The sequence below is a fragment of the Idiomarina seosinensis genome (assembly GCF_003987275.1).
Taxonomy (GTDB): domain Bacteria; phylum Pseudomonadota; class Gammaproteobacteria; order Enterobacterales; family Alteromonadaceae; genus Idiomarina; species Idiomarina seosinensis.
This window is the reverse complement of sequence record NZ_PIQF01000001.1, coordinates 537,328-557,554: the sequence shown is the minus strand read 5'-3', so window position 1 is coordinate 557,554 and position 20,227 is coordinate 537,328. Positions and strand designations below refer to the sequence as shown.

Genomic DNA, 20,227 nt, shown 5'->3' with positions numbered 1-20,227 from the left:
AAAATAAAAAAGCCGTGCAACGGCTTGTAGCGGCACGGCTTTGCAAAACCACCCGTAAACTTAAAGTTACAGCTGAGTTTTTTTGTCCGTTAATGTTTACGAACTGCGTTTGCGTTGTTTGCCAATTCCGTACTCGCGTAATTTATTGGCCACTGCCGTATGCGACAACCCTAATCGTTTCGCCAGTTGCCGGGTACTTGGGTAACTTGGGTAAAGACGACGCAAAATACTGGATTCAAAGTGACGTACGGCTTCGTCCAGAGTGGTCTCTTTCATATCGACCGCTAAGCTATCCTCAGTTTGTTGAATTTCCGGCAGTCGAATATCCTGAGGCTCGAGTATATCTCCTTCAAGCATAGAGACAGAGCGGAACATGGTGTTTTCCAACTGGCGTATGTTGCCAGGCCACTGATAACGACGCAGCTTTTCTCTGCTGGCACGGCCTAGTTTTACCTGGCTACGGCCCAGCGACTTACATGCCTCAGCGATAAAGTGCTCTGCCAACAACAATACGTCATTTCGGCGTTCTCTCAATGGCGGTAAGCTGAGTACCAACACATTAAGCCGATAATAGAGATCTTCGCGAAACCGTCCCTGTTCAACCAGTTCAAACAGGTGATTTTGCGCGGTACAAATGATTCTCACATTAACGCTGACTTCTTTTTCTTCACCAATACGGCGAAAAACACCGTCCTCGAGAAAACGCAGTAATTTTGCTTGCAGGCTAATCGACATTTCGCCGACAGAATCAAGCAATACCGTCCCACCAGCGGCTTGTTCCAGCACGCCAGTTTTGCGTTGACTCAAATCACTTAAACTACCTTCACCATGTCCAAACAGTTCACTTTCAGCGACGTTGTCCGGTAATGCGGCACAGTTAATGGCTAAAAAAGGTTTGTCGAAACGCGCGCTGGCATAGTGACATGCCTTTGCCAGCAGCTCCTTGCCTACCCCAGTTTCGCCTTCTATCAGCAGCGGCGCCTCCAGCTCTGCCATGCGTTGTGCATCTTTGATTATCTGCTTTACTAGCGGCTGCTCGGTTAATAGCGCGGTAAATGCCGATTCGTTGTCACCGCGCTGCCAATTGGCCGTTATGGGGTCGCTTTTACAGGTAATAACTGCGCCAGCAAAGGTCTCATTACCATCTTCTGCCGTTACCCAAATAGGCAGCAACTGGGCGTGATATTCGGCTAAGCCAATATTAACCGCCTCGTAGGTCGGTTCCTTCGGTTCATTATCAAGCCAACGTAAAATCGAAAAACCATGAATATACTGACTGATCGTTTCGCCTTTTAACGGCTCATTAGCACCCGCCAGTAACTTAGCGCCGGCATCGTTAATGATGTCGATACGGCCTTTTGCATCAATAGAAAGCACCGGATCCGGCAAGGTACTCAGCAATAGATCAAATTCGAAATGCTCCCGCTCAAACGGCATATAAGGAATCGTTTTTACGTCTTTCACATTTGGGATGCGACGGATTTTCGGCATCAAGTGACTAAAGTCGTCGAATGCCAACTCTGGAAAGTTGAGAAAAATTTTACCGACCGGATCAACCTCGATACCCCGCAAATCAATTTCATGATCACGCAATATCTGCAATACATCCTGACAAATGCCAAGCCGATCGTCACAGCTTATTTCTAATCTCATAAACGTTGTCTTTGCTTCTAATTGGAACCTTTGTAAAGTAAATAATACAGCAAATAACGCCGTTCAGATAGTAAAAACCCCAGCACTTTGGCTGGGGTCTTATCACGCCAACAAATAGCGTGTTTTAATTTTCTATTGTTAGGCTATTCGTCAACCGCTTTATCGGTTTTCGCCGCCATAATAAAGTCATTGCGATGCAGTCCATCGATTGCGTGGGTCCACCAGGTAACCGTTGTTTTACCCCATTCGGTGGTAATTTCCGGATGATGTTTTTCTTGTTCCGCTAATTCACCAACGCGATTGGTAAACGCTAACGCTTGTTTAAAGTTTTTAAACTCGTACTCACGTTGTAGCATCATTACGCCATCCCGAGTTATCGGTGTCCACTCCGGGATTTCCCGCATCAACTCTTTCAGCTCATCTTCGCTCACTTCAGGGACGTCTCCACGACACGCTTCACATTTTTCGCTGTCTAATGACATTTAAGGCTCCTTTTACGCTACGTCAGTTTTAGGTTTTGGTGGGAACTTAGCTTCGAACAACCCAAGTTCCATTGCTTCATGTACCAGTGACATGATGTCCATGTCAGAAATCTCGTACAGCTCATCCACACTCTCAATGGTATAGTAGACTGGCTGGATAATATCAATCCGATAGGGTGTCCGTAATGCGTCCAAAGCCTTAAGTGGCTTGCGCTCGGGCTTATCACTATTGACCGCGTACTCAGTCTCCGCCGGCGAAGAGAGAATACCGCCACCATATATACGGATTCCCTCAGCTGTTTTCATCAGACCGAATTCCACCGTAAACCAGTATAAACGAGCCAGATAAACTCGCTCTTTAGGCGTTGCAGCGTAACCCAATTTACCATATTGATGGGTAAAGTGAGCAAATGCCGGATTAGTCAGCAGTGGACAGTGGCCAAATATTTCATGAAAAATATCAGGCTCCTGCAAGTAGTCAAACTCTTCCCGGGTACGAATAAAAGTAGCTACCGGAAACTGTTTGTTAGCCAATAACCGGAAGAATTCATCAAATGGAATTAACGCTGGAACCGCTGCTACTTGCCAGCCAGTTTCGCGCTCCAGAACTTGGTTTACTTCATCCAGCTGCGGTAATCTATCCGTTGGCAAGTCAAGTAACTCGAGTCCTTTCATGTACTCGTCACACGCTTTTCCGGGAATGCACTTTAACTGACGTTCAACCAGATCACGCCATACGGCATTCTCCTCGTCGCTCCAGTGAATAACGCCATTCTCGTCAGGCTGTCTAGATACGTATTGACTCTGTTTACCCATACTTTCCTCTTGTTGTTTAAGCCGTTTTTTGCCAGCGCTGCCGGCTGGCTTCTAATGCTTGTTGTAAATCGGCGATGATATCTTCGACCGCCTCCAGGCCTACGGCAATACGTACTAACGTATCGCTAATACCGGCCCGTTGGCGGGCTTCGGCTGTATAAGGTGAATGCGTCATCGAGGCCGGATGTTGAATCAAGGTTTCAGCATCACCCAGACTTACCGCCAATGGGATCATTTTTAATTGATCTAAGAAGTAACGTGCTTGCGCCTCGTCCCCCTCTAGCTCCATCGCGATAACGGCACCAGCATGTTGCATTTGGCGCCCTATCAATTCATGTCCCGGATGCTCTTTCAGGCCCGGGTAATAAACTTTTCTGACACCATCATGCTGATCTAAAAACTGAGCCACTCGCTCGGCGTTTTCACAATGACGTTGCATGCGCACGTCCAGAGTTTTCAAGCCACGCAAAATTAACCATGCGTCATGTGGACTAATTGTTGCCCCCATATCTTTTAGGGTCGTCCCCTTTATCTGCATAATGTCTTGGTGACTACCGCAAACCAGTCCGGCAACCACATCGCCGTGACCGTTTAAGAATTTAGTTGCACTGTGCACCACTAGATCTGCGCCTAATTGCTTTGGTTGCTGCAGCAATGGTGTCATAAACGTATTGTCGACAATCAACCGAATCTCTGAGCCTGCCAGGACATCACTAACAGCCTTGATATCCACTAATTTAAGGTGCGGATTGGCCGGTGTCTCAAGAAATACTAATTGGGTATTTTCTTTTATTGTTGCTTTTAGCAACTCAAGATCATTCAAATCAATAAAGTCTGCAGTAATTCCAAAACGCTCGAACAACTCACTAAATAGCGCAAAGCTGCAGCCATAGATAGCATCAGACACTATGATGTGATCGCCGGCCTTTACAAATGCCATAGTAGTCGCCGCAATTGCACCCATTCCGGTCGCCGTTGCCGCAGCCGCCTCGTACCCTTCGAGTTCTGCGACACGAGTCTCAAGCTCGACAGTCGTCGGATTACCTAAACGACTGTAGATATACCCGTCTTCTTCGCCTGCAAAACGCGCAGAGCCCTGCGCCGAATTAGCGAATTTAAAGGTTGATGTTTGATACAGCGGTGGCGCCAGAGATCCGTGTGGGTCGTCGTGCCCACAACCGCCATGTATCACTTTTGTCGCAGGTTGCCAGTTTGAATTGTTATTATTGTTATTCACTGTTGATTTATTCGCCATACTGAGCCGTCAAAAGACGGATTCTTTATAAGTTTGTTAACACTAAGAGTGCATCGGTGAACGGTAATCTGGCAATAAAAAAGCCCGCAACAGCTGCGGGCTTTTCTGTAACGTATATTTTCCACTAACGACTTTCTGTACTGCTGCGGCGTTTATAAATACTGGGAACAACTTGGCTAAGCTGACGCAGCAGATCTTTTTGCAGGCGCCCATAGCCGGGCCTTTTGCAATATTTAAAAGGAATTGGACGACTCAGGTTCATTACCTGGTAGCCAAGTCTTGCTGTCAACAATCCAGCTCCCAAACCCTGGCCGGCTCGAGCGGATAACTTGGTCATCAGCTCCGCACTTAACCACTGAGCACCAAAGTCTACTGCCAGTTCACTGATGCCCGCATAGGCTAAGTTGGTCAATACCTGGCGCCATAATCGCACGCGGCTCCAGTAACCCAGTTCGATACCGTAACACCGCGCGATATCTGTCATCATCCGCTGGCTTCTCCATAGCAATAGCACCATATCGGCGACCGAACTTGGACTAACCGCAACTAATGCGGCGGCCTCCGCCGACCGCTTGCTAATCAGCCGCTGTGCCTGCTGATCAACGCGACTAACAATATCAAGTTCAAATCGCTCTATACGTTCCTCATCGCTCCAGTAATACTGGTCGATTTGCTGCCACGCAACCTTTAAATCGGGATGCTTTAAGCCCGCCAGCAAACGATCCGGTGATGGCTTTTGTTGTTGCTGCCAGCGCTGCTTTAAGCGTCTTAATAACCACGCTTCACGCACCACAAATACCAACAATAAAGCGACTAATAGCCCTAGAGCTGCCGTCCAGAGACTGCCAAGCACCCAGTGCTGTTGAAAGCTTTGTGCAATCAGTAAAAAGCTCTCGACACCGACAGCAACCAACAACAACACCAACGCGACCGCTAGCCAACGCTTGAAAGGCCGTTTTTTTGATTGTTTGGTAGGGAGCTCCGCTAACGTATGCTGCACCTCATCTGCCGGCTCTTCCAGTTGCACCGGCTCAATCGCTTCGCTGTCTGGATCAAAATAAGTGAGCTTACTTTTATCGTTGTTATAAGAACTCATTCCAGCTTATCTCCCAGTAAATAATCCAACAATTGATCCAACCGAATATGCGGCAACGGCGATTGCACGCTGGAAAAGTGTGGGTAGAACCGGGGATACGCGAAGCCGATTTGCCAGTCTTTTTTGTTAGGCCAGGTTGCTGGCACTTTAGGGGCTCCAACACGAACTCGTTGTCGATCGTGATCAAACCCATCCAGCACCACCGTGCCGTCACTTAACTGCCCGGCTTGGCTAACAGAGATACCAGCCACACTAAAGGTCTTGTATTCAATCCGTTCAAAATCCAACTGTTGTCGACTGTTTTGCAGCAACTGAGCTAACAACTGGCGCAATGCAGCGTGCTGATCCGGGCCAATATGGTCCACCTTGGAGGCGACGAGTGCAACGCGGTCAATTTGCGGTGATAACAGACGTTTGAGAAAATGATTGTTTCCGTACTCAAAGCTTTTCATCAGCTCAGTCAGCGCCAGCTTGAGCTCCGACAAAGCATCCTCACCGGCCTCCAAAGCAGTTAACACATCAACCAGGATGACTTGCCGGTTAAAATCTTGGAAATAGCTTTTATAGAAAGGTTTAATCACCTGTTGCTGGTAGTAATGATACTTTTGCTGCAGCAACTCGCCCCAGCTCTCCGGCAAATCCAGATCGGTTGGCCAGGGAAAGAAATCGAGGGCCGGCGCATCGGCCAGTTCACCGGGCAATAAGTGCCTGCCCGGCTGCAAAAAATACAAACCAAACTCTTTTTTACAACGCTGCAACTGCTGTTGATAATCTCGTGCCAGCCGGCGAATGGTCTCGTCCGCATCACCCTCTAACTGCATGCTTTCACGAACACGATTATGCCAACCAGCAAACACCTCGGCCCGAGCTCCTTGCTCACTCAGTCGTGACTGTTGTTCACTCCATTGTTGATAATTTTGTGCCAACATTGGCAAATCGAGTAACCACTCTCCCGGATAGTCGATAAGGTCAACCGTCACTTTGCGGCTATCACTGAGCTTGCTGGCTAAGCCCTTAACCGGCTTGAACTTTAGTTCGATCCGGATCTCGCTCACATCGCGTGTCGATTGCGGCCAACTTGAGTTTTCTCCGGTTAGCGCGTTGACTGCGCCTTCGTAATCAAAGCGTGCTATCGACCAATCACTGCTTGGAACCAGTCGTGCTCCGATTAAACGTTGTTGTTTTGCTACGCGCCAATAGGGCAATGCCGAACTGTCATTCGCATACAACATTTGTTCCAGCAGACCGCTCAGTAATGCGGTCTTTCCGGCACCGCTTAAGCCAGTGATTGCCAGTCGGATATGACGATCGAGCCCGCGATCGATAAGGTCGCGGGCTCGGTGCGAAATGTTTTTTGTTAATTTATCGGACACTCTCACAGCTTGCTGAATTCTCTATGTAAGTTGTACTGATTCGAAGTAACGTACTTCTCCATACGCTGTAATTGTTGGTCGAGTTCGGTCAACTCTTGATTTAATTCACGGAACGCCCGGTGTGGCGGCTCACCTGCTTGATAAACACTGCTTTTTACATGAAAGTTGTGATCGTTCTCGAACTGAGCAGGCGCTTTGTCCAGTATCAACCAGCCGGCAATATACAAAATTAAGAAAAAGCCGCTGGAGAAAATAAAACCGGTGAAAAAAACCACCCTTACAATCCAGGTTTCAATATTCAGGTAGTCCGCTAAGCCGGCACAAACGCCGGCTAGCTTACCCTTTTCTGTATTACGTCGCAGTTGACGTTTGGCTGAAGTCATTTGTGTGCCCTCCAGTTAGGTGAATCGGCATCCAAAATACGCTCCAGAGTACGAATCCTATCGCGCATTTTTTCTACTTTTTCCACCATTTGATTGAGTTGGCTACGCTCTTCTTCGGTCAGTCCTTTATTCACCTGCTTTTTACTACGATAATGCAGTATCAGCCAAATCGGCGCTACAAACAGGGTGAAGATTATAACCGGCGCTATCAGCGCACCTATTACAGTTTCCATAACGTCGTCCTAAATTATGATCGGTTTACTGGCTGTCGTTTTGTTTGGCTTTCATCCGCGCCTTTAACGCTTCCAGTTCGTCGTTTACTTTACCTTCATTTTCCAGCTCGGCAAATTCGTCACGTAAACTACGCTTACCCATATCATAGGATTCAACCTGAGCTTCGATACCATCAATCTTAGACTCATAGCGGTCGAATTTCTCCATCGCGTCATTAACTTTATTACTATCCACCTGCTGTTTAACTGCTAAGCGACTGGTTGCCGTTTTCTGACGCATTAAAATGGTTTTCTGGCGCGCTTTGGCATCAGCTAATTTTTCCTGCAACTGGCCAATTTCACCATTCAGTTTATCCAGGTTCTCGTCGACTCGGTCAATTTCTTGTTGCAACGAATCGACCGCATCTTGCGCTTGTCGCTTTTCAATTAAAGCTTGCTTTGCTAAGTCTTCGCGCTCTTTAGAAAGCGCTAACTCGGCTTTATTTTCCCAATCCAGTACTTCGTGCTCAGCTCGTTGTTGCTGGCGTTGAACATCTTTTTTCTCGGCCAATAGGCGGGCTGATGTGGAGCGTACTTCGACCAGTGTGTCTTCCATTTCCTGAATGATCAGGCGCACCATTTTCTGCGGATCTTCCGCTTTGTCCAACAATGCATTTAAATTGGAGTTCACGATATCGCTAAAACGTGAAAAAATACCCATAATAATTACCTCACAGTTGAGTTGTTCAAGTTGTAGGTTACGATAACCTCTGCTGTTAGGTATTCAACAATCAGGCCAACTTTTAAAACTACGGTAACTAACTGTATTTATTTGGTTTTTTGTTTTACCCTACAATTTAAAGCTTGCGCTAACTTGTGAGCTCTACTAATAATTGGCAAAAATAACTACAAAATGGGGTTTTCGCTAACATGAGCGAATTTCGTCAAAAAGATAATTTAATTGGTGAGTCAAATAGCTTTGTCGAAGTGCTAGAGCATGTTTCGCAGGCCGCCCCTCTAAACAAGCCGATTTTGATCATTGGCGAACGTGGCACCGGTAAAGAGCTAATCGCTCAACGATGCCACTTTTTGTCGCAACGCTGGGATCAAAAATACATTACGCTAAATTGCGCATCGTTAAATGACAATTTACTAGAAAGCGAGCTGTTTGGTCACGAGTCGGGAGCTTTCACCGGCGCCACCAAACGTCATGAAGGTCGCTTTGAACGCGCCGATAACGGCTCATTATTCCTTGATGAGCTAGCCAACACCTCGATGCTAGTCCAGGAGAAATTACTACGCGTCATTGAGTACGGAGAATTTGAACGGGTCGGCGGCTCACGCCCGGTGAAAGTCGATACCCGACTTATTGCCGCGACCAATGAGGATCTGCCATCCTTGGCTAGCAGCGGTAAGTTTAGGCACGACCTACTCGATCGCTTGGCGTTTGACGTTATCACCTTACCGCCGCTGCGCGAACGCCGAGAAGACATTATGGTACTCGCCGAGCATTTTGCTATCGCTATGGCCAGAGAGCTCCACTACGAACTGTTCAGTGGCTTTACCGAGAAAGCCAAACGGTTATTACTCGATTACCATTGGCCCGGCAATGTCCGGGAGCTAAAGAATGTGATCGAGCGCAGTGTTTATCGGGTTGGTAACGGCCATGTTCCGGTGCATGATATTGTGCTCGACCCATTTGCCAGTCCCTATCGACCGGCACCGCAACCATCGTCTGGCGCTGACAAAACCAATGTTGAGGCGCCGCGCCAGGAATCAGCAGCCGAACCTACAGTCGCACCTAGCAGCAGTAGCCCCGTCGATTTGAGTCAACCTGTGGACTTAAAACAACAGTCGCAAGACTTTGAAACAGGGTTATTAAAAGAAGCCTTAAAGATCTGTCAGTACAATCAAAAGAAAACAGCAAAGCATTTAGGTTTGACGTATCATCAATTGCGGGGATATCTAAAAAAATACCAACTGCTTGAAGGTACTAACGGCGAAAATGATTAAACTACGCAGCACTTTCCCGGTTATTGTCACCTTACTGGTGACCGCCTGCGGTGGCGAACGTGAGATCCCGGAACCTCTAAGAGAAGGTTTGGTTTACTGCTCTGAGGGCAATCCCGAAGGCTTTAATCCACAACTGGTGACATCGGGCACCACCGTTGATGCAACAGCCGCTCAGTTATATGACCGGCTGATTGACTACGATGCGAGCAGCCAACAATTCGTGCCCGCACTAGCAACTCGTTGGCAACCCCTAGACGAAGGCACTCGCTATCGCTTCTATTTACGAGAAGATGTCTCTTTCCATGAAACCGATTACTTTTCACCTTCGCGTAAATTTAACGCGGATGATGTCATTTTTAGCTTCAATCGCTGGCTTGACCCGACCTCGCTCTACCACAACGTAGGCGGTGGTGATTACCCATTCTTTACCGCAACCGGATTGGATAAACTGATCAAAAGAGTGGTGAAAGTAGACAGGTATACTGTCGATATTATTCTACGCAACGCCGACAGCTCTTTTTTAGCCAATTTAGCCACCGACTTCGCGGTTATTTTGTCAGCCGAGTACGCTGGACAACTGGCGGTTAAAGAAACCCCGGAGCAGCTTGATACACAACCAGTAGGGACTGGTCCTTACCGGTTTCGTCGATTCCGTAAAGACTACTTTATTCGTTACAATAGAAACCCTGACTACTGGCGCCAGGGCCCTGGGATTGAGCACTTAGTTTACTCGATAACCCCAAACGCTAATAAACGTATGCTAAAACTAGTGACCGGTGAGTGTGATGTTATCCCCTACCCACTAGTTAGTAAGCTACAGTCGCTTAACCAAAAGCAGATCAAGGTTCAGTCAGAAGTAAGCCCCAATGTAGGCTTCTGGGCCTTCAATACGGATAAAGAACCGTTTAATGATCCGACTGTGCGTCAGGCCCTGGCCTTTGCCATTAATCGTCAGGCCATTATCGACGCAATTTATTACGGTAACGCGGAACTTGCCGATTCAATCCTACCGCCGACTTCCTGGGCCTATACCACGACCTCTCAACAGTACGAATACAATCCGGAAAAAGCCCGGCAACTGCTCGACCAAGCCGGAGTAGAGCCTGGCTTTAAAATGACCATTTGGGCGATGCCGGTGCAGCGCGTATATAATCCTAACGCTCGCCGTATGGCCGAATTGATGCAATCCGATTTAGCGCAAGTTGGTGTCGAGGCACGTATTGTTAGTTACGAGTGGAACAGTTTTCGTCGTCGGCTAAGTCGAGGGGAACATGATACTGCTCTAGTTGGTTGGTACGCCGACAATGCCGATCCTGACAACTTTTTCCGGCCTCTATTAAGCTGTGCTGCCGTTAGCACCGGCAGTAACCGGGCAAACTGGTGTCATCGCGGCTTTGATCAGATTCTAGTTAATGCTATTTCGACCACTGACACCGAAAAGCGTAAGCAGCTCTATCATTCGGCTCAACAACTTTTAAATCAGCAGTTGCCGCTGCTTCCCATTGCACATTCGATGCGTTACCAGGCACAACAAGATTATGTCACTGGTGTTGAGCTACCTCCCTATGGCGGTATTAGCTTTCGAAAAGCGGGTAAGGAGTTGCAGCAATGACTCGCTTTTTAATCAATCGTCTGTTGTATCTGGTGCTGGCAATATGGCTACTGACAATTTTCAGTTTCTGTCTCAACTGGTTATTCCCGGGTGATGTAATTACCAATATGTCGGGCATTCGACCATTAAGCCCGAATTACGATATGGCCTTTCAGCTGCGTGGCGGCGACAGTAATTTGTTCATTCAATACAGTTACTATTTGCAGAACCTGATTAACTTTGACTGGGGAGTATCTTTAGTCAGTCAAAAACCAGTTTGGGCGGAAGCAACCCGAACATTTATGGCTACTTTTGAGATTCTGTTATTAGGTCTGTTGTTAGCGTTACTAACCGGTTTGCCACTAGGTGCGCTTGCCGCGGCCAGATACAAGTCACCGGTCGATAAAGTTATTATTTCAACAGCCATTGGCGGCTACTCGATTCCGGTGTTCTGGCTGGCTCAATTACTGATTCTGTTGTTTGCGGTAAAAATTCCCTGGTTACCGATTACCGGCCAAATAGATCCCCTTTATCTTATCGAACCTAAGACCGGCTCTATTTTAATCGATGTTATGTTGAGTCAGTCGGAACATAAAACAGACGCTTTGTATAATGCTCTGGCTCATATGGTACTGCCGGTGGTTGTTCTGGCCAGTCTTCCCTCAATGCTACTGTTAAGAATGATGCGCAATACCACCGTTGAAGTTATGCAAAAGCCCTATGTTAAAGCGGTTAGAGCTCGTGGTTTATCGCCTTTCCGAGTGGTTACCAGGCACGCTGTACCCAATGCCATCCAGGGGATTATTCAACAGCTGACCTTCATTTTCGGCCTTATGCTAGCTAACAGTGTCATTGTTGAATCCATCTTTAACTGGCCTGGTATTGGCTCATGGTTATTAAAAGCAATCATAGAGCGGGATTATCCGGTCATTCAGGCAGCCTTGCTCATATTAGTCGCGACCACCCTGGTGGTGAATTTTATCTTCGATATATACCGCGGCTGGCGTTTTCCGATAGTTCGGGAGGAACGATATGGCACAGCCTGATCTGTACTATAAAGACAATAACCCGTCTCCACTGCAATTAGTTTGGTATTCGTTTCGGGGCCGTACAGCAGCGATGTTCGCTCTTTGGGTATTGATTGCGCTATTAGCAGTCACTCTGCTATCACCGATTTTAATACCCTACTCTCCTGCTCAACAATTCAGCGACGCTATTTCTTTACCGCCATCGTGGACGCAACAAGGCAACATTCAGTTTATGTTTGGTACTGATGACCTCGGTCGCGATATGCTGTCACGGATGCTGATCGGGTCTCTGTATAGTTTTGCGCTGCCACTTACTATTGTCATTGTATCCTCGACCTTTGGAATATTTATTGGCGCGTTAGCCGGTGTTGACCGTAACTTTAAGTACCAACTGCTTGGCCACGTTTTTGACCGAGTATTAACCATCCCGTCCTTCTTGCTAGCCTTGGTCATCATCGCAATTTTAGGACCAGGTTTAGGTAACGCGATTATTGCGATCACATTGTCACTCATACCCCAGTTTATTTATGTCACCCGAAATGCAGTACATAGTGAGTGGCAAAAAGATTATGTAACTGCATCGCGGCTGAATGGCTGTTCAGACACCTATCTTATGTACCGGGTTATTTTGCCCAATATTACCCCAGCACTGGTAATGCAGTTAACCGTGGCTCTGTCTGTTGCTATTATGGATATTGCCGCATTGAGCTTTTTGGGGCTTGGTGTCCAGGCGCCTACTCCAGAATGGGGAAGCATGTTATCCCGCAGCCTTGATGAAGTGTATTTATCACCTTGGTCGATGGTGTTGCCAGGGATTGCATTGTTTATCACCATAACGTCGATTAATGTTGTTGGTGATAGCCTGCGACGCTCGATAAAACAACGGATGGATAATTGATGGATTTATTAGACATTCGCAATTTGACCATTGAACTGGATATGCCGCAGGGACGGGTGCGAATTCTTGACCGCGTGAATCTACAGCTAAAAAGTGGAGAGATTCATTCGATTGTCGGTGAGTCCGGCTCCGGTAAAAGTCTGTTAGCCAAAGCGATTATCGGTGTTATCAATCCGGCCTGGCGCGTAACAGCTGATCGCCTTTGGTGGAATGGCCAGGATCTGTTAGCAATGGACTTAAAACAGCGGCGAGCAGTGACCGGCCGCGATATGGCAATGATCTTTCAAGATCCGGCCGCCTACCTGGATCCAAACAACACCATTGAACAACAAATAAACGAAGCAATTCCCACCGGTGATGTCACCGGAACTTTTCTGCGCCGGCGTATGGATCGTAAAACTCGCGCCAAACAATTACTGCACCGAGTGGGTATTCGCGACCACGATATGGTGCTTAAAAGTTATCCTTTTGAACTGTCAGAGGGCATTGCGCAAAAAGTCAGTATTGCTATTGCGGTGGCTCACCGGCCAAAATTGCTGATTGCTGACGAGCCAACCACGGCTATGGAGCCATCAACCCGCGATCAAATTCAGCGGTTATTGACCAAGTTAGCGGTGAGTCAGGATATGTCAGTATTACTGATCACACAGGATGTAGCTTCCATTTTACCAGCCACTCAGAATCTAACATTGCTTTATTGCGGCCAGTTAATGGAAACCGGCGATGCCAGAAAAATTCTTGAGCGCCCGGCGCATCCATATACTGACTCGATGATTCGGATGTCTTTGCAAAGTCACAGTGACTTACCCCGTAAGTCGCGCTTACCAACCTTACCAGGGGCTGTGCCAACTTTACGTCATATGCCGATCGGTTGCCGCTTAGGGCCAAGGTGCCCTTACGCGCAAAAACAGTGTGTTAAAGCGCCGGAAGTCAGTTCTCGCGAGCAGCAATTATTTCACTGTCACTTTCCGTTAAATGAGCCTGAATCATGAGCCAGGTACTTGAAGTAAAAAACTTAACTAAGACCTTTCGCGGGCGGCGTGACTGGCCATGGAGCCCAAAATCGGTGGCGGTAGAGCCTATATCCTTTACTCTGGGGGCCGGAGAAACCTTAGCCATCATGGGTGAAACAGGCTCCGGCAAGTCGACTTTGGCGAAGCTAGTTGCGGGCGTGGAATCGGCTTCTGGCGGTGCGATTTATCTAAACGGACAAAAGCTTTACGATAATAATACTAAGCAGCGCTGTCAGAATATTCGGATGATTTTTCAAGATAGTGAAAAATCACTGAACAGCCAACGTACTATTGGTCAACAGCTGGAAGAGCCGCTGCTATTCAACACCAAAATGAACCCCGAGCAACGTTATCATTCCGTTGTGCAGGTGCTGCGCAAAGTTGGCTTATTAAGCGAGCATTACGAGTTTTACCCGCACATGCTATCAACGGGTCAAAAGCAACGGGTAGCGATTGCCCGAGCCATCACCTTAGAGCCACAAATTATTGTTGCCGATGAAGCATTGGTCGCTCTTGACCCATCCGTTAGAGCACAAATTATTAACCTCATGCTCGATTTGCAGCAAGAAATGGGAATTTCCTATATTTTCGTGACTCATTCACCGCAGATCGTGAAACACATTGCCGACAAGATCTTAATTTTGTATCGTGGTAAAATGATCTCGTTTGAACAAACAGAACTATTATTAAACAAGTCGCAGGAACCTTATGTAGAACAGTTGCTGCATGAACATTTATCGACAGAACACTCAAATAAAAAGCGACAGAAGCGCTAACGTCGCTCTAACTAAAATTAAGGGAGTTTAATGTGGAAACAGGTACTCTGATATCGCTAGCGCTGTATTTTATTGTAATGCTAGGCATTGGGCTATACGCCTATAAAAAAGCAACAGACTCTGTCTCCGGCTATATGCTGGGTGGCCGTGGCTTAGGCCCCGCAGTAACCGCATTATCTGCGGGGGCTTCAGATATGAGTGGTTGGATGCTGATGGGCTTACCCGGAGCGATTTACGTCTCGGGCGTTTCGCAGCTGTGGATTGCTGTGGGTTTGGTCATCGGTGCTTATCTTAACTACATCATTGTTGCCCCTCGCTTACGTACTTATACCGAGGTGGCCAACGATTCCATTACCATTCCTGATTACTTCGCTAACCGCTTTAATGACGAAGGTCGTAAATTACGCATTTTCTCATCAGTGGTCATTATTATTTTCTTTACGCTATACACTTCAGCCAGCTTAGTTGCAGGAGGCAAGCTATTCGATAGCTCCTTCGGCTTGGATTACACCACTGGCCTCTGGGTTACAGCCGGTGTTGTCTGTGCCTATACGCTATTTGGTGGGTTCCTGGCAGTCAGCATGACCGACTTTGTGCAAGGTTGCATCATGTTTGTTGCGCTCATACTGGTACCTATCGTGGCCTTTTCCGAAATGGGCGGATATAGCGATGTGGTAACCGGAGTACGTGAGATAAACCCAGATTTCCTCGACTTCTTTAAAAACGGAGCCACCGGTGAAAATCTCGCAGCCTTGGGCATAATATCGTTATTAGCGTGGGGCCTTGGTTATTTCGGCCAACCTCATATTATCGTGCGTTTTATGGCAATTCGTTCGGTTAGTGCGATTAAAAGCGCACGTCGCATCGGTATCACCTGGATGTTTTTTGCCATTATCGGTGCTATGGCGACAGGTTTCGTTGGTATCGCTTATGTCGACGAGACGCAAATGACCTTAGGTGATGCAGAAACCATCTTTATTATCTTCTCACAGTTCCTGTTCCATCCTTTGATTGGTGGCTTCTTATTAGCGGCTATTCTGGCAGCTATTATGAGCACCATTTCATCGCAACTGCTAGTGAGCTCAAGCTCATTAACCGAAGATTTCTACAAAGCATTTTTGCGCAAAGACGCAAGCCAGAAAGAACTAGTGGCTGTAGGTCGTCTATCAGTACTGTTGGTATCTTTGGTAGCAATCTGGTTAGCATGGAACCCGGAAAATACGGTACTAACGCTAGTTTCTAACGCTTGGGCAGGATTTGGCGCAGCCTTTGGTCCAGTAGTTATCCTGAGCCTGTTCTGGAAACGAATGAACCGCCACGGTGCATTGGCCGGCATGGTTTTAGGTGCCATTACCGTGCTGTTCTGGATTTATGGTCCAGAGTTCGGTGGTCAGCAGTTAAGTGCCTATGTTTATGAGATAGTACCAGGCTTTATTGTGTCAGTGCTTGCTATCATTATCTTCAGTAAACTTACCGCTGAGCCGGCACCAGAGCTGCAGGATAAGTTCGAAGAGATGGAAAAAATTATCGACGATCACTACCACACGCAAAAGTAACTTGCGGACAAGGTTATTAATCATCGATAAATAACGATAAAAGGGTCGCTGCTGCGGCCCTTTTTTGTGTCTATAGTCATAGAAGCGTTTTTAGAGGACAGAATAATGAAAACTACTTTGCTCTCGTGCGCCCTTGCGTTGGGTTGCACCTTGTCAGTATCCCCGGCTAACTCGTCAGATCGTATTACCGGTCACCATTTTGCAACACGCTCCGAAGCTATGGCACCTAACGCAATGGCAGCGACCAGCCAACCGTTAGCGACTCAGGTGGCATTAGACATCATGCAGCAAGGCGGTAACGCCATAGATGCAGCAATCGCCGCTAACGCAGTACTAGGTCTTGTAGAGCCAACCGGTAACGGTATCGGTGGCGATTTATTTGCGATTGTCTGGAGCGCAGAAGACCAGCAACTGTATGGACTTAATGCCTCGGGCCGGTCACCTAAGTCGCTGAGTCGTGAGTATTTCATAGAAAATGGTTATGACAGTATTCCTGCTCGGGGCGTTCTGCCAATCTCAGTTCCCGGAACGGTAGACGGCTGGTTTGAGTTACACCAAAAATTCGGTAATTTATCGATGGATAAAATACTAAACCCGGCGATTCAATACGCTAACGACGGTTTCCCGGTGACGGAGGTGATTGCCTATTATTTTGGACGCAATGGTGAGGTGTTAAAAGATATTCCCGGTTTTGCCGAGGTTTTTATGAAGGATGGCGAAATGCCCCAAAAAGGCGAGCGTTTCAAAAATCCAGATTTAGCCAATACACTACAAAAACTGGCGGAGCAAGGCCGTAGCGTATTTTACCAAGGTGAAATTGCCAAAACTATGAGTTCTTTTGTTCAGCAACATGATGGCTTTTTAAGCTACGAAGATCTCGCTGAACATGAATCAACCTGGGTCGAACCGGTTTCAAGCAATTACCGAGGCTATGATCTGTGGGAACTGCCTCCCAACACTCAGGGAATTGCGGCCCAGCAAATCTTAAATATTTTAGAAAACTTTGATCTGGCTGAAATGGGTTACGACAGCGCGGAATATATCCATCACTTTGTCGAAGCCAAAAAGCTAGCATTTGAAGATCGCGCCAAGTACTACTCGGACCCTGCATTTAATGACATTCCGGTACAGGGTTTACTGGATAAAGGCTACGCACGCGAACGAGCAGCACTAATAGACCCTAATATGCCGGCGGCAGCGGTTGAGCCAGGCAACCCACCGACAGAAGGCGATACCATCTACCTGACAACTGCCGATAAAGACGGCAATATGGTCTCGCTTATTCAAAGTAATTATCGGGGTATGGGTTCGGGAGTCACACCACCAGGGCTTGGTTTTGTGCTGCAAAACCGCGGCGAATTGTTTTCTTTACAAAAAGGACATAACAACGTATTTGAACCAGGCAAGCGTCCATTTCATACCATTATCCCTGCGTTTGTCACTAAAGATGGTAAGCCAGTCATGAGCTACGGGGTAATGGGCGGCGCGACCCAGCCTCAGATGCATGCCCAAATTCTGATCAATATTCTGGATTTTGGTATGAACTTACAGGAAGCCGGCGATGCGCCACGTATCTTACATACAGGTTCAGGTCAGCCTACCGGTGAAACCATGACTGATGGTGGCACAATTCACTTAGAAAATGGTTTTTCTAAACACACCCGTCGGGAACTAATTAAAATGGGCCATACATTGCAGGAAGCTGTCGGCCCATTTGGGGGTTATCAAGCTATCTGGAAAAACCATAAAGAAGATGTGTATTACGGCGCTTCAGAGAGCCGCAAGGACGGCCACGCGGCGGGCTATTAACCACGCCGCTCCCGGTACAGCTCTATCTCATCCATAATGAGATCACGCATGCGATGCGTGGTCTCATAACCGATATCGATACCCTCGTTGCCACGATCAAATTCCATAATACCGATATGGCCTAATTTGGGCTGAATCAATATATCTGGCGGATCGCCCGCCATTCGCGCTTTAGTGATACGCTCCTGCATAATATCAATAGAGCTAGACATCACACTAAACATACCCGGAGGCTTATGCGGATTTGCTTTGAAGCGCCCTTTTAGATGGTCAAAGTAATGTTGACTGCCAGACCAGAAATTTTCAAAGAAGCCAGATTCTTCCGACTTCTTATGAGCCTCGGCTTCGCGCTTCTGTGCTTCCTCAGCTTCAGTTTGCGGAGGAATATTACGTCCTCTTCGTTCTAACGACTTGGAGTTAAGCTGGGAATTCAAATGCACAGCAATAACAAAGTCGGCACCTAAGGCGCGACATAAAGAAACCGGTACCGGATTCACCAATCCACCATCAATTAGCCAACGGCCATCAATAGCTTTAGGCGCTAGAACCCCTGGCATTGCGCAAGAAGCGCGTGATGCATCGTATAAGTCGCCCTCCCGCAACCATATCTCTCGGCCGCTGTACAAATCGGTAGCAACGGCACCGTAAGTAATGGGTAATTCTTCGATGGTTTTTGAACCAAACTGTTCGCGAGCTTCGTTAAATACTTTTTCGCCGCCGATCAGTCCCCCCTGATTAAAACCAAAGTCGAGCAAGTTCCAGACCTCCCAGCGGCCCATATTACAAACCCAATCCTCGATCTCAGCTAACCGACCAGAGGCGTAACCGGCGCCAACCAAAGAACCAATCGACGTACCGCCGACCATGTTTACGCGTACACCCATCTCTTCTAAGGCCTTGATAACGCCAATATGTGACCATCCTCTGGCCGCGCCTGACCCCAACGCTAATGCGACTTTTACTTCAGACATTGATTCTCTTCCCAATTCCCTATTTTGCCCGTACACTAGATAGCAATATTTGTAGCATAAATAGCAACCTAGCGATAAGGAAAACTCGGTGATTTTTTATCTTGCCAGGCAGCCGATTTTTAATACGAAAAAAGTACTTTACGCATACGAGCTGCTATTTCGGGACGGATTTGACAATGCATTCCCTGCTATTGATTCTGATGAAGCAACCCAGCGCCTTATTGAGAACAGCGAATTTAGCAGCGGTATCGAAGCACTGACCGGGAATAGTAAAGCATTTATAAACTTTACCGAAGAATCTATTTGTTCTGGTTTACCGGAACTGCTACCTAAACGCTCCGTTGTGGTCGAACTTTTGGAAACTATCCGTCCTACCGATGAGGTTTTTGCCGCCGTAAAATCGTTAAAAGAGAAAGGCTATACTGTTGCACTGGATGATTTTGAATTTTCCCCGCAATGGGCTAGGTTTTTACCTTATATCGACATCATAAAAATGGATTTTAGACTGTTGTCTATTACCCAGATAAAGCAACAGATGTCCGCTCATAAAGGTTTTAAAGGTGACTACCTGGCAGAAAAAGTCGAGGATTACAACGAATTCTCAGAAGCTTTAAAGCTTGGTTTTATTTATTTTCAAGGCTACTTTTTTGCGCGTCCAGAAATTATCCAACGCCGTTCACTCTCTGCTTCGCAAAAAGTCTACATGGAGTTACTGGAGAAGGTTACCGCCGAGGACTATAACCCCGATGAGATCGCTGCAATAGTCGAACGTGACACCGGCGTTTCGTATAAGCTATTACGCTTTGTCAATTCGGCTTTTTTTGCCCGCCAATCAGACATAACTTCGCTAAAGCAAGCCGTTGTAAGATTGGGACAGCAGGAAATAAGAAAGTTTGTTGCAATTATAGCAACCGCGTCACTTGGGGAATCTAAGCCTAATGAGTTGACTCGGTTATCCATTGCCCGAGCTCGTTTTTGTGAACAACTAGCGCAAACTGATCATCGTTACGGTGCGGAGCCGGGAACCGCATTTCTATCGGGACTCTTATCAAAACTCGATGCTTTAATGGACGACGAATTAGAACACCTATTGAATCATATCCACGCGGGTAACTCGATTCGATCAGCGCTGCTATCAAAAAAGGGCGCCATTGCGTTTTTCTTATCCACGGCAGAGTCGATTGAACGGGTTAACTGGGACAGTATTACTCGCGCCGCCAATAAATTGAAGCTGCCGGAAAAGGACCTTATAGACATGTACCAAAAAGCATCGAGCTGGGCGGCGTCGGTACAAAACTAAGG

At 47.2% G+C, this 20,227-nt stretch carries 19 protein-coding genes; 9 read left to right on the top strand and 10 right to left on the bottom strand.

Going from position 1 to position 20,227, the window contains the following annotated elements:
- Positions 1-96: 96 nt before the first annotated feature.
- The 9 genes from tyrR to pspA all read right to left on the bottom strand — a co-directional run bounded on the left by tyrR (position 97) and on the right by pspA (position 7,991).
- Entirely contained in the window at positions 97-1,653 is a 1,557-nt protein-coding gene (gene tyrR, locus CWI81_RS02680; RefSeq protein ID WP_126783684.1) for a transcriptional regulator TyrR, read from the bottom strand.
- A 143-nt stretch (positions 1,654-1,796) separates the two neighbouring features.
- Positions 1,797-2,135 carry a 4a-hydroxytetrahydrobiopterin dehydratase gene (locus CWI81_RS02675; protein ID WP_126783683.1) on the bottom strand — a complete coding sequence of 113 codons (339 nt, stop codon included), beginning with the start codon at positions 2,133-2,135 and terminating at the stop codon, positions 1,797-1,799.
- 12 nt (positions 2,136-2,147) lie between these two features.
- A complete protein-coding gene (gene phhA, locus CWI81_RS02670) occupies positions 2,148-2,951 on the bottom strand; it encodes a phenylalanine 4-monooxygenase (protein ID WP_126783682.1) in 804 nt (267 codons plus the stop codon).
- A 16-nt stretch (positions 2,952-2,967) separates the two neighbouring features.
- Positions 2,968-4,206 (bottom strand): methionine gamma-lyase, encoded by a 1,239-nt coding sequence (megL, locus tag CWI81_RS02665; RefSeq protein WP_126783681.1) that lies wholly within the window; start codon positions 4,204-4,206, stop codon positions 2,968-2,970.
- Between the two features lie 124 nt (positions 4,207-4,330).
- A complete protein-coding gene (locus CWI81_RS02660) occupies positions 4,331-5,302 on the bottom strand; it encodes a TIGR01620 family protein (RefSeq protein ID WP_126783680.1) in 972 nt (323 codons plus the stop codon).
- On the bottom strand, positions 5,299-6,675 hold the full coding sequence (locus CWI81_RS02655) for a YcjX family GTP-binding protein (RefSeq protein WP_241970323.1): 1,377 nt from the start codon (positions 6,673-6,675) through the stop codon (positions 5,299-5,301). The genes CWI81_RS02660 and CWI81_RS02655 overlap by 4 nt, the downstream gene beginning before the upstream one ends.
- A 2-nt stretch (positions 6,676-6,677) precedes the next feature.
- Positions 6,678-7,058, bottom strand: a complete 381-nt coding sequence (gene pspC, locus CWI81_RS02650) for an envelope stress response membrane protein PspC (RefSeq protein ID WP_126783679.1) — start codon at positions 7,056-7,058, stop codon at positions 6,678-6,680.
- Positions 7,055-7,291, bottom strand: coding sequence for an envelope stress response membrane protein PspB (gene pspB / locus CWI81_RS02645; protein WP_126783678.1), 237 nt, complete (start codon positions 7,289-7,291; stop codon positions 7,055-7,057). Before pspB ends, pspC begins: the two co-directional genes overlap by 4 nt.
- A 25-nt stretch (positions 7,292-7,316) precedes the next feature.
- Positions 7,317-7,991 carry a phage shock protein PspA gene (pspA, locus tag CWI81_RS02640; protein ID WP_126783677.1) on the bottom strand — a complete coding sequence of 225 codons (675 nt, stop codon included), beginning with the start codon at positions 7,989-7,991 and terminating at the stop codon, positions 7,317-7,319.
- A 209-nt stretch (positions 7,992-8,200) separates the two neighbouring features.
- On the opposite strand from pspA, the gene pspF reads away from it, so the two are divergent.
- From pspF to ggt, 8 genes are all read left to right on the top strand, one after another.
- The gene (gene pspF / locus CWI81_RS02635) at positions 8,201-9,283 is read left to right on the top strand and encodes a phage shock protein operon transcriptional activator (protein ID WP_126783676.1); all 1,083 of its coding nucleotides are present in this window, start codon (positions 8,201-8,203) and stop codon (positions 9,281-9,283) included.
- Positions 9,276-10,895, top strand: coding sequence for an ABC transporter substrate-binding protein (locus CWI81_RS02630; protein WP_126783675.1), 1,620 nt, complete (start codon positions 9,276-9,278; stop codon positions 10,893-10,895). Before pspF ends, CWI81_RS02630 begins: the two co-directional genes overlap by 8 nt.
- Complete coding sequence (locus CWI81_RS02625) at positions 10,892-11,920, top strand: ABC transporter permease (protein WP_126783674.1); 1,029 nt, start codon at positions 10,892-10,894, stop codon at positions 11,918-11,920. Before CWI81_RS02630 ends, CWI81_RS02625 begins: the two co-directional genes overlap by 4 nt.
- Positions 11,907-12,800 (top strand): ABC transporter permease subunit, encoded by an 894-nt coding sequence (locus CWI81_RS02620; RefSeq protein ID WP_126783673.1) that lies wholly within the window; start codon positions 11,907-11,909, stop codon positions 12,798-12,800. The genes CWI81_RS02625 and CWI81_RS02620 overlap by 14 nt, the downstream gene beginning before the upstream one ends.
- Entirely contained in the window at positions 12,800-13,792 is a 993-nt protein-coding gene (locus CWI81_RS02615) for an oligopeptide/dipeptide ABC transporter ATP-binding protein (protein WP_126783672.1), read from the top strand. The genes CWI81_RS02620 and CWI81_RS02615 overlap by 1 nt, the downstream gene beginning before the upstream one ends.
- Positions 13,786-14,589, top strand: a complete 804-nt coding sequence (locus CWI81_RS02610) for an ATP-binding cassette domain-containing protein (protein ID WP_420809716.1) — start codon at positions 13,786-13,788, stop codon at positions 14,587-14,589. The genes CWI81_RS02615 and CWI81_RS02610 overlap by 7 nt, the downstream gene beginning before the upstream one ends.
- Before the next feature lie 32 nt (positions 14,590-14,621).
- Entirely contained in the window at positions 14,622-16,145 is a 1,524-nt protein-coding gene (putP, locus tag CWI81_RS02605; protein WP_126783671.1) for a sodium/proline symporter PutP, read from the top strand.
- A 102-nt stretch (positions 16,146-16,247) separates the two neighbouring features.
- Complete coding sequence (gene ggt, locus CWI81_RS02600) at positions 16,248-17,954, top strand: gamma-glutamyltransferase (RefSeq protein ID WP_420809715.1); 1,707 nt, start codon at positions 16,248-16,250, stop codon at positions 17,952-17,954.
- Here the strand turns inward: ggt and rssA are convergent.
- Entirely contained in the window at positions 17,951-18,925 is a 975-nt protein-coding gene (rssA, locus tag CWI81_RS02595) for a patatin-like phospholipase RssA (RefSeq protein WP_126783669.1), read from the bottom strand. The two genes, ggt and rssA, sit on opposite strands and share 4 nt — an antisense overlap.
- An 88-nt stretch (positions 18,926-19,013) precedes the next feature.
- On the opposite strand from rssA, the gene CWI81_RS02590 reads away from it, so the two are divergent.
- Positions 19,014-20,225, top strand: a complete 1,212-nt coding sequence (locus tag CWI81_RS02590) for an EAL and HDOD domain-containing protein (RefSeq protein WP_126783668.1) — start codon at positions 19,014-19,016, stop codon at positions 20,223-20,225.
- Positions 20,226-20,227 lie beyond the last annotated feature (2 nt).